This is a genomic window from Arthrobacter sp. 01T428 (assembly GCF_056398685.1).
The window spans coordinates 111,089-124,926 of the sequence record NZ_JBFTPW010000002.1; the positions used below are offsets into that span (position 1 = coordinate 111,089).

Annotated in this window: 13 protein-coding genes; 9 read left to right on the forward strand and 4 right to left on the reverse strand. The window is 64.6% G+C overall.

The features are described 5' to 3' along the window. The first annotated feature begins 47 nt into the window (after positions 1–47). The 6 genes from AC1DJB_RS04545 to AC1DJB_RS04570 all read left to right on the forward strand — a co-directional run bounded on the left by AC1DJB_RS04545 (position 48) and on the right by AC1DJB_RS04570 (position 6,898). On the forward strand, positions 48–1,058 hold the full coding sequence (locus AC1DJB_RS04545; RefSeq protein WP_476909971.1) for a phosphotriesterase family protein: 1,011 nt from the start codon (positions 48–50) through the stop codon (positions 1,056–1,058). Positions 1,059–1,104: 46 nt separating this feature from the next. After that, positions 1,105–2,058, forward strand: coding sequence for a phosphotriesterase family protein (locus tag AC1DJB_RS04550; protein WP_441437483.1), 954 nt, complete (start codon positions 1,105–1,107; stop codon positions 2,056–2,058). Positions 2,059–2,127: 69 nt separating this feature from the next. Beyond that, positions 2,128–3,282, forward strand: coding sequence for an FAD-dependent oxidoreductase (locus AC1DJB_RS04555; RefSeq protein WP_332602250.1), 1,155 nt, complete (start codon positions 2,128–2,130; stop codon positions 3,280–3,282). Beyond that, on the forward strand, positions 3,279–4,220 hold the full coding sequence (locus AC1DJB_RS04560; protein WP_441437484.1) for an alpha/beta hydrolase: 942 nt from the start codon (positions 3,279–3,281) through the stop codon (positions 4,218–4,220). The genes AC1DJB_RS04555 and AC1DJB_RS04560 overlap by 4 nt, the downstream gene beginning before the upstream one ends. After that, positions 4,217–5,170, forward strand: a complete 954-nt coding sequence (locus AC1DJB_RS04565) for an MBL fold metallo-hydrolase (RefSeq protein WP_441437485.1) — start codon at positions 4,217–4,219, stop codon at positions 5,168–5,170. The genes AC1DJB_RS04560 and AC1DJB_RS04565 overlap by 4 nt, the downstream gene beginning before the upstream one ends. Before the next feature lie 6 nt (positions 5,171–5,176). Further along, positions 5,177–6,898 (forward strand): CocE/NonD family hydrolase, encoded by a 1,722-nt coding sequence (locus AC1DJB_RS04570; RefSeq protein ID WP_441437486.1) that lies wholly within the window; start codon positions 5,177–5,179, stop codon positions 6,896–6,898. A 185-nt stretch (positions 6,899–7,083) separates the two neighbouring features. Here AC1DJB_RS04570 and AC1DJB_RS04575 read toward each other — a convergent pair whose 3' ends face one another. From AC1DJB_RS04575 to AC1DJB_RS04590, 4 genes are all read right to left on the reverse strand, one after another. Next, on the reverse strand, positions 7,084–7,689 hold the full coding sequence (locus AC1DJB_RS04575) for a DUF1326 domain-containing protein (RefSeq protein ID WP_476909972.1): 606 nt from the start codon (positions 7,687–7,689) through the stop codon (positions 7,084–7,086). A 79-nt stretch (positions 7,690–7,768) separates the two neighbouring features. After that, entirely contained in the window at positions 7,769–8,107 is a 339-nt protein-coding gene (locus AC1DJB_RS04580) for a YciI family protein (protein WP_059389936.1), read from the reverse strand. Then, positions 8,104–9,447 (reverse strand): RNA polymerase sigma factor, encoded by a 1,344-nt coding sequence (locus AC1DJB_RS04585; protein ID WP_332602254.1) that lies wholly within the window; start codon positions 9,445–9,447, stop codon positions 8,104–8,106. The genes AC1DJB_RS04580 and AC1DJB_RS04585 overlap by 4 nt, the downstream gene beginning before the upstream one ends. Positions 9,448–9,487: 40 nt before the next feature. Then, positions 9,488–9,814 carry a YciI family protein gene (locus AC1DJB_RS04590; RefSeq protein WP_113990748.1) on the reverse strand — a complete coding sequence of 109 codons (327 nt, stop codon included), beginning with the start codon at positions 9,812–9,814 and terminating at the stop codon, positions 9,488–9,490. 212 nt (positions 9,815–10,026) lie between these two features. Between AC1DJB_RS04590 and AC1DJB_RS04595 the strand changes: the two genes are divergently transcribed. The 3 genes from AC1DJB_RS04595 to AC1DJB_RS04605 are packed head-to-tail and all read left to right on the forward strand — an operon-like array spanning position 10,027 to position 13,837. Next, complete coding sequence (locus tag AC1DJB_RS04595) at positions 10,027–10,905, forward strand: FAD binding domain-containing protein (RefSeq protein WP_476909973.1); 879 nt, start codon at positions 10,027–10,029, stop codon at positions 10,903–10,905. Positions 10,906–10,910: 5 nt separating this feature from the next. Next, positions 10,911–11,447: a (2Fe-2S)-binding protein gene (locus AC1DJB_RS04600; RefSeq protein WP_284989119.1), complete on the forward strand. Its 537-nt coding sequence runs from the start codon at positions 10,911–10,913 to the stop codon at positions 11,445–11,447. Continuing rightward, positions 11,444–13,837: an aerobic carbon-monoxide dehydrogenase large subunit gene (locus AC1DJB_RS04605; RefSeq protein ID WP_476909974.1), complete on the forward strand. Its 2,394-nt coding sequence runs from the start codon at positions 11,444–11,446 to the stop codon at positions 13,835–13,837. Before AC1DJB_RS04600 ends, AC1DJB_RS04605 begins: the two co-directional genes overlap by 4 nt. Position 13,838: the final 1 nt, after the last annotated feature.

The window sequence follows — 13,838 nt, forward strand, 5'->3', positions numbered from 1 at the left end:
GCGGCGTCCCTGCATTCAACATCCGATCTTCAAGGGAGAAGACCCCCGTGAGTCACACCACCCTCACCGGCACCGCCGACGTGATTGATGCCCCCGCCGGGCAAACCGTCAACACGGTCCTGGGCCCCGTACCTGCTTCTGAACTGGGCGTCGTTGCGGTCCATGAAGCGTTGTTGTCGGTGCTCCCGGGCGCCCAGTACGCTCCCGACATCTCGATGGACCGGGCGGAGATCTTCGAGGCCCTGGCTGCGAAACTCACGGAGTTCCGTGGGTTCGGCGGGCAAACGATCGTCGACAGCACCGGCATGTTCCACGGCCGCGACCTCAAACTCTACGAGGCACTCTCCCGCTCCACCGGCGTCCACATCGTGGCCTCCACGGGCTTGGGCCCGGAGGAAGAACTCGGCGGGTACTTCCTGACGCCACAGACCAACCCGCCCACCCCGTGGCCGGCCGAAAAGTTCGCCGATCTCTTCGGGAGGGAGGTCAGCGAGGGGATGGTGGTTCCCCGGCTTGAACGCCGCGCCGCCGCGGGCATCGTGGCCGCCATCGCCGACCGTGCCGGGCTGACCCCCACCGAGGAAAGCCTGTTCCGCGGCTCCGCCCGCGCCGCCAGGGACACAGGTATTCCGGTCTCCATCCGCTTCGGCGCCGACGCCTTGCACGACTTGGACATCGTCCTGGAAGAGCAGATCGGGGCCGAGCGGGTGCTTGTCGGTGACCTGGACCGCAAGGACGCCACCGGAACGGCCATTGAGGTGGCCCGCCGTGGAGCATTCGTCGGCATCGACCACGTGGGCTTGAACGACCATCCGGGCTACCTCAGCGACCAGGAACGCACTGCACTGGTACTCGAACTCGTCAGCGCCGGCCACGCCGGCAAGATCATCCTCTCGGGCAACTCAATCGGAGTGGCCAAGGGCCTCCCGGAGTACGAGCTGCCCTACAGCCACGTGGTGGCCACGTTCGTGCCCCACCTCAAGACCCAGGGCCTGAGTGACGAAGACGCCCAACGCATCCTCGTGGACAATCCGCGCAATCTCTTGACCGTGCGCTAAGCACCCGCCCACCCGCAACAAGCTTGAGAACCCCTGAGGTGAACGAATGACCAAGGTCAATACAGTGCTGGGAACCATTCCGGCCGAAGAACTGGAAATCGTGGCGGTCCACGAACACATCGGGTACGGCATGCCCGGGTCCGAACTCGACAGCAAATGGTGGAAGACCCCGGAACAGGCCTATGAAGAAACCGTGCCGAAGTTGCGGAAGTTTCGCGAATACGGCGGCGGCACGTTAGTGGACGCCACGGGTATCTGCAACGGCCGTGACGTCGACTACTACAAGTCCCTGTCCCGCAAGACCGGGGTGCACATTGTGGCCTGCACCGGGTTCGTCGGCGGCGACACCGCCCTGCCGCATTTCTCCCGCGCCACCGTGGACTACCTCGCGAAAGTGTTCATCCACGAGATCACCGTGGGCATCGGAAACACCGGCGCCAAAGCCGGCGTGATCAAGGTGGGCGTGAGCCGCGGTGGACGAATGACAGAGCTGGACAAACGAATCTACCGGTCCGCGGCCCGCGCCGCCGTCGTCACCGGTGCGCCAATACTGACCCACCTGGCCATCGATCCAGAGCCGGCGGTTTCCATCTTCAACGAAGAGGGCCTCTCCCTGGACCGCGTGCTCTTCGGCCACGCCGACGACGGATTGAACGCTCCGATCACCCCGCATGACTGGATCTACGAGCAGGGCGGCCGAATCGGCTTCGATACCTTCGGCTACGACCTCGAACTTCCGGACCCCCCGTTTTGGGGCCGCAAGCGCGCCGAACGCATGCAGCACTTCGTGACCCTCGTGAAAAAGGGCTACGCAGACAAGCTGCTCGTTTCGGCGGACGCGAATTGCAGCCCGCTGGGCTGGCCGGGGGTCAAGGGCCACACCATCAACTACATCTTCGAGGACATGATCCCCGACATGCGCGCCGCGGGAATCGACGACGCCACTCTCAAACTCCTGCTCGAAGACAACCCGGCCGGCTTCCTGTCGCTGGACGCCTGACTTCCGGACGGGCACCACAATCTACCCGCTTCTCCAGACTTGGTCCCAGGCCAAGGAAGAGTCAAGAAAGTGATCCAAACAATGAAGGCTGAAGACATCAAGAACCTCAACATCGCCATCGTCGGCGCAGGGTATGGGGGCGCAGCTGCGGCCAAAGCCCTGAGCCTGCTCGGTGCGAACGTCAACGTGTACGAGCAAGCGTCGCAGATGCGGGAGGTTGGCGCCGGCATTGGATTACGTCCCGCCACCATGGACCGTTTCAGCAGGTGGGGGATCTTCGATGCTATCGCCAAGGTCAGTTCGCCGAGCGACTACTTCGAGATCCTCACGGCCAGCGGAACACCGATCTTGAAGGACACATGGCCGGAGTTCGGCGAGCAGGCCCACACCTACCTCATCCACCGGGGCGACTTCATCGAGGCCTTGCTCGGCGTGCTCCCGAAGGGAATGGTGCACCTGGGCCACAAGCTCGAGAAGATCGAGGAAATGGACGGCCGTTCCGTGCTGAGCTTCACGAACGGCAATACCGTCGAGGCAGACCTCGTGGTGGGTGCCGACGGCATCAAATCCGTGGTCCGCGAGCAGCTCTTCAGCGACAAAGGCCCCGTGTTCTCGGGAGAACACGCTTACCGTGTGGTCATTTCCGCCGACGACGCCCACGGCCTGGTGGTTGACGACAACCTACGGATGTACATCGGCAAGGGCACCAAGGTCTACCTGTTGCCGCTTCGCCACCGGAACCAGGTGTCCTTCGACATTACTGCCCTGAACCCGGACGGTACCTGGGCGCCGAAGGTGAGCAAGGAAAGCCTCCTGGAAACCGTCAGCGGATTCGACGAGCGCATCGTGAACATCACAAGGGGCCTCGACATGAACACGGTCAATGTCCGCGCCGTCTACGACATCGACCCGGTCGACTCGTGGCACACCGACTCCGTGGTGCTCATGGGCGACGCGGCGCACTCCATGTTGCACCACCAGGGACAAGGCGCAAACTCGGCCATTGAGGACGCAGGTGCACTCGCCGACGCGCTCACCCAGGCCGCCACGGTCAAGGAGGCGCTGGCCCTGTTCCAGGCAACCCGCAAGCCGGTGACGGATGAGCTGCAGCGCATCTCCCGTCAAGGCTGGAGCGAGGAAGAGGTCAACGATGTCTTCCCGGGTCAGAAGCCCACGTCGCAAAAGCCCGCCAGCGCGCCCGTAACAGCAGAAGCGAGGGCATGAACGCCATGGCCATCCATCCGGAAATCGCCAAGGTCCTGGCCACTTTGCCGGCACCCGATGGTTCGCCCTTGGACCCTCGAGCCATGCGCGCCGGCGAGGCAGCCCAGGTCCCGCCGCTGGCGGAGCGGCTACCGCTGTACTCGGTGGACGACGCCACGGCTGTCACGTCGTCGGGCGAAGTGCCGGTGCGGATCTATACGCCGATGGAGGCCGACTCCTATGGCCTGCTGGTGTACTTCCACGGCGGCGCCTTCTTCCTGGGCAGCCTGGACACCCACGACTACGTGGCACGCGCCCTGGCGAAGGAAACCGGACACAAGGTCATCTCGGTTGGCTACCGTTTGGCTCCCGAGGCCGTGTTCCCTGCAGGGCTTGACGACTGCTACGGCGTGGTCCGCTGGGCGGCCGGGAAGGGCGGAAACCTGAAGTGGGACGGGAAGAACCTCGCCGTCGCAGGTGATAGCTCTGGAGGCAACTTCGTTGCCGCCGTCGCCGCGAAAGCCCTCGACGACGGGTTCAAGCAGATCACCCACCAGGTCCTGTTCTACCCGTCGCTGGACCTGGATTTCGACGTCGAGCGTTACCCCTCACTGCGCGAAAACGCCGAAGGATACGGGCTGGAGACGGCGGGCCTCAAACCCTTCAACTCGTTCTACCTTGAGAACGGGGCCGACCCTGCAGACCCCCGTGTCTCCCCCGTCAAGCGGGAAGATCTCGCCGGGCTTCCGGCAGCGCTGGTCATCACCGCCGAGCACGATCCCCTCCGGGACGAGGGCGAACTCTATGGCCGGCGCTTGGCGGAGGCCGGCGTCGAGACAAAAGTGACCCGCTACCCCGGCGCCAATCATGGTTTTGTCCAGCACTTCTCCTGGATACCGGAGCTGTACCGGGCATTCGAGGAGACGGGCGAATTCCTGAACGCGAGGACCGGCCAATGACGAAGCAGCTTGCTGTACATCCCCTCGTCTCCCCGTGGGGCCGCTTCGGCCTCTACAGCTTCTTTATCGACGCCGCCGAACCGGCCATCGTCGACACGGGGATCGCATCCTCCCCCGCCGACGGCATGGTGCCGGCACTGGAGGCAATCGGACGCCGGATCGAAGACGTCCGCTGGATCCTGCTGACCCATGGACACATCGACCACATTGGCGGCGCCTACGCCCTGTGGGAGCTCACCGGACGGCGCGCCCAAGTGGTCATCCATGAGGCCGACGCACCGTTCTTGCGCTCGCGGCGGGCCCATGTGGACGAATACCTTTCCGGGCGGGCGCAGTATCTGCAGGATCCCGACGGCGAGGCGAAGCTCACCGCGGCCACGAATGCCGTGATCTCGGGCGAGATGGAGCCGACGCTGTTGGTGCGGGGCGGCGAGACCATCCCGCTGGGCGGCGGCGCCACGGTTTCGGTCCATTCGATTCCGGGCCATACCCCGGGGTCGGTGGCCTACGTCCTCGACGGGCAGAATGACGTGTTCGTCGGCGACGCGGTCCAAATCCACGGCGCGGCAAACGGCTTTCCGGGGTTCGTGGACCCGGCCGCCTACCGCTCGAGCCTTGAGTACCTGCGCGATGAGGTCCGTCCACGGCACTTGTACCTGGGGCACCCGTACCGCCGCAGGGACGGCACGCCCTACGGCGTGGAGCTCGACGCCGGACAAGCCAGGGAAGCGCTCCAAGGGAGCCTGGACATCGAGGCCCGTGTCAGCAAAGCGGCCTACGGCTGCATAGCATCCGGCCTGCAGGATACGGACTCGCCCTACTCCCCCTTCACCCGCGTGGCCGAGGACCTTGGATACGACGGGGACCCCACGCTGGAGCCTTCCCCGTTCTTCACCACCCTCCACGGGTACCGCACGTCGCTGGACCATTTGATCGAAGACGAGGAGTAAACACTCATGGATGACTTTCAGTTCCTGGATGCAAGCGGGCAATCCATAGCTGTCCGCAAGGACCTTCGGGTCCCGATGCGGGACGGCGTCGAGCTCGCCGCGGACGCCTACCACGGCCCCGAAAACAAGCCGCGCCCGGCCTTGGTGGCACTCAGTCCGTACGGCAAGGAGCTGCAGGCCCTTGCCCTCACCGCTCCCCCGCAGCGGCGTCCCAGCCCCATGTGGGACGGCTGCATCGAGGCCGGGGACATCGCCAGGATCGTCAAGGAGGACTACGTCCATGTCATCGGCGACCTCCGAGGCTCGGGCTTCTCGGGCGGCGAGCACATCGGCAACTACAACGCCGGCGGTGTGTCGCTTGGCCAGGACGCCTACGACTTCATCGAATGGGTCGCCGCGCAGCCATGGTGCGACGGGAACGTCGGCATGGTGGGCATCTCCTACTTCGGTTCGATGCAGGTTCTGGCCGCCGCCGAGCGTCCGCCGCACCTCAAGGCGATCTTCGTCTCCGGCGGCCATTACGACTTCTATGAAACGACGTACCACGGCGGCATCATGTGGTTCATGCCGCGTGCCGCCCGCGAAGGACGCGGAGGGGACTCGGGCTGGGCGTTCACCGACAACGTGAAGTCCCGCATGATCGAGAAGCATTCTCCAGGGGAACTCAAGAAGCTCGTCGCCGAGCGCCTCGAGGATCCGGACATCGCGGCCTGGCCGAACCTGGTCCATGTACTGAACTACCCCAAGAACCACGAGGCCTGGTTCGACATCGTCATGAACGAACTGGACGGTGAATGGTACGAAGAACGCAACCCCATCACGCTGGCCCCGAACATCGACATCCCGGTCTGGCTGCAGCTCGACCAAGGCCGCGGGTGGACCCTTGACGGCACCATCGAGTTGTACAACGCACTCAAGGGCCCGAAAAAGCTGACCATCGGCCCCTACCCGCCCATGCAATCACGCCCCTTCATCGAGGAGCACGACAAAATGTTCCGGTGGTATGACTACTGGATCAAAGGCATCGACAACGGGGTCATGGACGAGCCGCCCGTCAGCGTCTTCGTGGAGGGCTCGCGCGAAGTGGTGACCGCCGGGCAGTGGCCCCCGAAGGACATCGAGTACAAGTCCCTCTATCTCCGGCCGCGCCACAAGCTGTCGGAAGAGCCGGAGCCGATGGGTGCCGAGTACGCCGTCCCGGACGGTTTCTACCAAGCCCCGTTGACGGTGACCGACAAGGTGGAGATCCTCTCGTGGAGCACCCAGCCGTTCGAGCAGGACACGGAATTGATCGGCGCAGGCGCCGCCCACATCTTCGCGGAAATCGACCAGGCCGACACAAACTTCATCCTGCGCCTCTGGGACACCGCGCCGAACGGGGAACGCCAGCTGATCACCACCGGCTACCTCAAGGCATCGCACCGTGAACTGGACGAACGGACTACCGAGGGCAACCCCTACCACCCGCACACCCGATCAGTGCCGGTGGAGCCCGGGACGATCGAGGAGTACGTACTGCGCCTCTACCCGTTCGCCAACACGTTCAAGGCAGGTCATCGCCTCACGGTTGAACTGTCCAACGATGAGCCGCTGGCCGACGAGCACAACGCACTACTCCCGCCTGACGCCTTCCACTTGCCGGTAGGCCGCCCCGTCACGCACAAGATCTACCGCGACGCCACCCACCAGTCGCGGCTCGTCTTGCCGTTCACGAGGGTGGACGGCTAAGCGCACCGGGTTGTCGGACCGCTTGACTAAGCTTCGCGTCCCGGGACGCTCGCTCACTTTTTAGGGTGTTTTCCGTCGACGCTCGCTCACATGATGTGAGCGAGCGTCCCGGAATTTGACGACATATCAGAGCGAGCGTCGTGGAATTTGACCGTATAAGCGAGCGAGCGTCCAGGAAGCGGCACCTAGGCCGACCAGGCAAAGGGAGCGGAGAAGGAGTTCTTTCCGGCGTTGTCCCAGGTCATCCCGAACACGTCCACGCGGGCCGTGCTGGCTGTGCCCGCGGCCAAGGTGTCCGCCGGGAATCCTACCCCGCTGATTTTCACTCCGAGCCCTGTGGCATCCATCGGAGACACGAAGTCCTCAACGGCCAAGTCGACGGCACTGCCGACGCGGACCTGGTGCGAACGACCGTCTTCGGTGTAGGCGATTTCCAGGGATTCCATTCCCGCCATTTCACCGATCAGGGGTGTGAGGCCCTCCATTGGTCCGCCGAGCTGGCCACCGAAAACAGCGCCGAGCGCTTCGGCTTGCTCGGGTGAGGCGGCGGCGTCCATCAGCACGCCGAGTTTCCATCCCCCGTCGCTCATGAGGGCAGGCGTATCGGCGACGACGCAGACCGTCAGGCCACCGACGTCGACGCCGTTTACCTCACCTGTGTCCACATGAAAGGCCAGGGCCACGTTGCATCGATCGTTATCCGCCGGTGCGGTCAGCCCTGAAGTGGAACACGGGCAGACCATGTCGCAGTTGCAATTCTCAAAATACGTACCCTCGACGTGCCACGACATCTGGGGCTCCTTTCGGCGAGGCATCCCCAGAAAAAAGTCTCCTCGCGGCCCGGAACAGTGTCAACGCTCTCCGGATCGCTCACGGGTCCATGGGTCGTACCTCGATAGGCCACAGCCTGGCCTCTCCGAACTTGCCGGCGATCTCCACAGCCCTTGCCATGTCCACGCAGTCAACCACGTAGTAGCCGGCCACGATTTCCTTCGTCTCGATGAACGGGCCGTCCGTCACCGTAGGCCCGCTGCCGTTGTTTCTCACGAACTTCGCTTCTTCACCGAGTTCATGAGCCTCCACAAATTCTCCGGAGGCCCTGAGTTCCTGCTGCAAGGAGGTGTGCGCCTCCATGATCGCGTCGATCTCGGACTCTGGAAGGGCGTTCCAGGCGTCGAAATTGTTTTGAATCAGCAAGAGATGTTTCATTTTTTCTCCTTGACGGCGGATGTCGCATTGCTATTCGGCGTGGATTCAGATGAGGACGAGGACGCAGAACCAGTCTCCGCCAGGCGTTTGCCAAGGTAGCGGCGTTCCGCCTCGGATGGTGCGAGTTCGCGGGCCCGCTGGTATTCGTCCCTCGCCTCCGACCTTCGGCCGAGCCGCCTCAGGAGGTCCGCTTTCGCGGCGGGCAGAAGGTAGTACCCCTCGAGCGAGCGGGATCGGTCCAGTTGCTCGATGAGGGCCAGCCCGGCCTCCGGACCTTGGGACATTGCGACGGCGACAGCACGGTTGAGTTCGACAACCGGCGACGGCGCAATCTGCGCAAGGGAGTCGTACAGCAAGGCCACCCGGGCGAAGTCTGTACTTCCTGGGGTGCGGGCGGTCATATGGCATGCCGCAATAGCGGCCTGGACACGGTAGCTCCCTGGCCGGGATCGGTGTGAAATGCCAAGCCGTTCGGCAGCGGCAAGGAGCGCAACGGCCTCGGCAACCTCAGCGTGGTCCCACGATTCGCGGTCTTGCTCCTCCAACGTCACCAAGTCCCCCGCCGCGTCCGTTCGAGAGCTTCGCCGGGCATGGTGGAACAGCATGAGCGCGAGGAGGCCCATGGCCTCCGGTTCCTGCTGTGAACCGGCAAGCAACGAAACGAGCAAGCGGTTGAGGCGAATCGCTTCCCGCGCAAGGGACTCCCGGATCAAGGAGTCGCCGCCCGTGGCGGAATAGCCTTCGTTGAACATGAGATAGAGGACCGCCAGGACCCCGGACGTGCGTTCGGCTCTCAGCTCCGGGGGCGGTACCCGATACGGGATTCCTGCGTCACGTATCTTGGCCCGTGCACGGACCAGCCGCTTTGACATGGTTGCCTCCGAGACGAGGAACGCACGCGCAATCTCACCCGTCGTCAGCCCTGCGACGGTACGCAGCGTCAACGCAACCCTTGCGTCGAGCGGGAGGGCAGGGTGGCAACAGGTGAAGATCAGCCGCAGCCGGTCGTCTTCCGCACCCGGATCATTGCTGCCCCCATCCCCCAGGCCTTCGAGTTGGGCGATGATCGCGAGTTCACGGACAGCCCTCTTTTCGCTGGCCGCACTCCGCATGCGATCGATCGCCCTGTTCCTCGCCACTGTGGTCAGCCAAGCCCCGGGGTTCCGCGGAACGCCGTGCTCCGGCCAGTCGACCAATGCCTTTGCGAACGCGTCCTGAACGCAATCCTCCGCCAGGCTCCAGTCTCCCGTCACCCGGATGAGGGTTGCGGTGATCCGGGCGTTCTCCTCGGCGGAGGCAGCCTCGACGGCGGTCCGGGCATCCGTCAGTTCTCTCGCCATTTCATCTCCCCGCTCAAGACGCCGGACGCCGGGCGAACCGCTACAGCCCGAGCGGCCACACTGGCCTGATCTCGATCTTGCCGAATCGTGCCATGGGATGCTTGGACGCCACCTCGATGGCCTCATCGAGATCGGCACACGCGATGACGTCGTAGCCCGCGATCCACTCTTTTGTCTCCGCAAACGGCCCGTCCGAGACAACCACTTCGCCCGCCCGCACCGTGACGGTGGTGGCGTCCTCGACGGGACGCAGCCGGTCACCGTGACGGGTTACGCCGCGGGCTTCCATCTCGGCCACCCATTCAACGATATTGTCCTCGGCGGCGACGTATTCCGGCGCTGCCGGGTCGTTGCAAATGAAAAGCATGTACTCCACGATGACTCCTTCTTCTCGGTTGATACACCATGACGACGGGCGGGACGTCGCGAAAAGGACACTGCCTGGGAAATTCTTTTTCGGGTCAAAATGGCTGTGATCTTGCCCCTTGACTATGTTGACACCCACAATGACGCGGGCAAGACTGATCATAGGTCCGCGTCCTACGAGGTGCAGGACGTCTGGCCCCTAAGGGGTGGACAATGCAGATTCCGGCTCCATTTGATTATGAGCGCGCGAGCGACGTCGCAAACGCGCTGTCCCTCCTCGAACGCCACGGTCCCGAGTCGCGCATCATCGCCGGCGGGCACAGCTTGCTGCCGATGATGAAGCTCCGCCTGGCGCGTCCGGAGTGGCTGATCGACATCAACGACCTGACGGAACTGGAATTCATCCGCAGGGAAGGCGAGCAGTTGCGTGTGGGCGCGTTAACCCGCCACACGGCGCTCCTCGAGTCAGCCGAAGTCGCCGAGCTCTTTCCGATAATCCGCGACGCCGAGCAGGTGATCGCGGACCCTGTGGTCCGCAACCGTGGAACGATCGGCGGCTCGCTCTGCCAAGCGGATCCGGCCGAAGACCTGTCTACCGTTTGCGATGTCCTGCGCGCCGAGGCCGTGATCCGCGGGCCCGACGGCGAACGGATCGTCGCGATGTCGGATTTCCACCGCGGCCCTTACGAAACCGCCGTGGCGCAAAACGAACTGTTGTACGAAGTCCGCTTCACGATCCGCCCGCGCTCGGGCAGCGCCTATGAAAAAGTGGAGCGCCGGGTGGGTGACTGGGCAGTCGTCGCGGCCGGGGCCGCCGTCGGGCTTTCCGCAGACGGCACGGTGGAGGAGGCCGCCATCGGGCTCACGGCGGTCGGGCTGGACGGCACTATCCCCGAGGCCGAAGCCGTGCTCCGCGGACAGCAGCCGCAGGAAGACCTGTTCGCCGAGGCTGCCCGCATCGCAGCAGCCGCTTGCCACCCCGTGGACGACCAGCGCGGGCCGGTCGACTACAAACGGCACTTGGCCGATGAACTCACCCGCAGGGTCCTGCGCCGTGCTTGTGCACGCGCGGCAGGCGCACAGGAAGGCTGAAAGCAATGCAGGTCAGCATGACGGTCAACGGGGACAAGGTGACCCGGGAGATCGAACCCCGCGTGTTGCTGGTCCACTTCATCCGCGAAAACCTTGGATTGACCGGCACGCACTGGGGATGCGACACGAGCAACTGCGGAACCTGCGTGGTCCTGATGGACGGACAACCGGTGAAATCATGCACCGTGCTGGCAGCCATGGCCGACGGGCACGACATTCGGACCGTCGAGGGACTGGCCGTCAATGGCACGCTCGATCCGGTGCAGCAGGGGTTCATGGAGGAGCACGGCCTGCAATGCGGATTCTGCACTCCAGGCATGATGCTCACGGCCAGGGCCCTGCTGGACCGCAACCCGCATCCCGACGACGGCGAGATCCGCCAAGCCATTTCCGGCCAGATTTGCCGGTGCACCGGTTACGCGACGATCGTCCGCTCGGTGAAGTGGGCCGCAGCCCACCCGCCCGGTTGGGACGCTGAGACGGACGCCCAGGCGGACGACGGCGGTGCCGGAGGGACCATCGAAGAAGAGGTGACGGCATGACCACCGTCCAGGAGCATGCACCCAACCCGGCGGCCGGAGACCCGGGCCGCCCGATCGGGTTCGGCCGCCTCCAGCGCAAGGAGGACCCGCGGTTCGTCCGCGGCAAGGGCAATTACCTCGACGACATTGTGCTGCCCGGCATGCTGCATGGGGCCATTCTGCGCGCTCCCGTTGCGCATGCCCGACTGGTTTCCATAGACACGTCCGAAGCATTGGCGCATCCCGGGGTCCTCGCCGTTATCACCGGCAAGGACCTGCAGGCCCTCAACCTCGCGTGGGCGCCCACCCTGTCCGCGGACGTCCAGGCAGTCCTCGTCACGGACAAGGTCCGCTTCCAGGGCCAGGAAGTCGCCTTCGTGGTCGCGGAGGACCGCTACGCCGCCCGGGACGCCTTGGAGCTGATCGACGTCGAATACGACATGTTGCCTCCGGTGATTGATGCCCGCCGCGCCCTCGATCCCGGCGCGCCGGTCATCCGCGACGATATCGAGGGCCGGACGGACAACCGGATCTTCGACTGGGAGATCGGCGATGCGGCCGAAACCGAGGCGGTGTTCGCCGCTGCCGACGTCGTCGTCGCCCAGGAGGTTGTGTACCCCCGAGTGCATCCGGCGCCCATGGAAACCTGCGGCGCCGTGGCGGACTTCGATCCGATCGACGGCAGTCTGACCCTCTACGAAACGACCCAGGCCCCGCATGCCCACCGGACCCTGTATGCGATAGTCGCCGGCATTCCGGAGCACAAGATCCGGATCGTCTCCCCCGATATCGGCGGGGGCTTCGGCAACAAGGTGGGCATCTATCCCGGCTATGTCCTGGCCGTCGTCGGTTCGATCGTCACCGGGAAGCCGGTGAAGTGGGTGGAGGACCGCTCGGAAAACCTGATGTCCACGTCGTTCGCCCGCGACTACATCATGCAGGGCGAGATCGCAGCCACCAAGGAAGGCAAGATCCTGGCAGTCCGGACCAACGTGCTGGCAGACCACGGTGCATTCAACGCGACCGCACAGCCCACCAAGACCCCGGCCGGCTTCTTCTCCATCTTTACCGGGAGCTACGACCTGAAGGCGGCCTACTGCAAGGTCACTGGTGTCTACACCAACAAGGCCCCCGGTGGCGTCGCCTACGCCTGTTCCTTCCGCGTGACGGAAGCGGTCTACCTCGTGGAGCGCATGGTGGACATCCTGGCCCGGAAACTCGAGATGGATCCGGCAGAGCTCCGGCTCAAGAATTTCATCAAACCCGAGCAGTTCCCCTACGCCAACAAGACCGGCTGGATCTACGACTCCGGCAACTACGAGCCTGCCATGCGGCTGTCCATGCAAATGGCCGGGTACGAGGATCTCCGGCGCGAGCAACTCGAAAAGCGGGAGCGCGGCGAGCTGATGGGCATCGGCGTGTCCTTCTTCACTGAGACCGTCGGCGCCGGGCCCCGTAAGCATTTTGACATCGTGGGACTCGGCATGGCCGACGGCGCGGAACTCCGCGTCCATCCCACCGGCAAGGCCGTCGTCAGGATCTCGGTGCAAAGCCAGGGGCAGGGCCACGAAACCACGTTCGCCCAGATCGTGGCGGAGGAACTCGGCATCCCGCCTGAGAGCATCGACGTCGTCCACGGCGACACTGACCAGACCCCCTTCGGCCTGGGCACCTACGGGAGCCGCTCGACGCCGGTCAGCGGCGGCGCGGTAGCGCTGGTGGCGCGGAAGGTACGGGACAAGGCGAGGTTCATTGCCGCTGCGATGCTTGAGACCCGGCCCGAGGACCTCGAGTGGGAAAAGGGCCGCTGGTTCGTCAAGGGCGATCCAAGCGCCGGCAAGACGATCGCCGAGATCGCCTTCGGCGCCCACGGCACGGTGGCCCTCCCGGAGGGCATCGACGGTAACCTCGACGCGGAGGTGACGTATGACCCTCCCAACCTGACGTTCCCGTTCGGCGCCTATATCTGCGTGGTGGACGTCGACGCCGGTACCGGCCACGTCAAGGTCCGTCGCTTCATCGCGGTGGACGATTGCGGGACCCGGATCAATCCGATGATCATCGAAGGCCAGGTCCACGGCGGGCTGACCGACGGCGTCGGGATGGCGCTCATGGAAATCATCGCGTTCGACGAGGAGGGCAACTGCCTCAGCGGCTCGTTCATGGACTACCTCATCCCGACGGCGATGGAAGTCCCCGACTGGGAGACCGGGTTCACCGTCACGCCATCGCCGCACCACCCCATCGGCGCCAAAGGCATCGGTGAATCCGCCACGGTCGGGTCCCCGCCGGCCATCGTCAATGCGATCGTGGATGCCTTGACGCCATATGGAGTGACCCACATGGATATGCCGTGCACGCCGGCCCGGGTGTGGGAGGCCATGCAGGGCCGGGCCAGGCCACCGGTGTGAC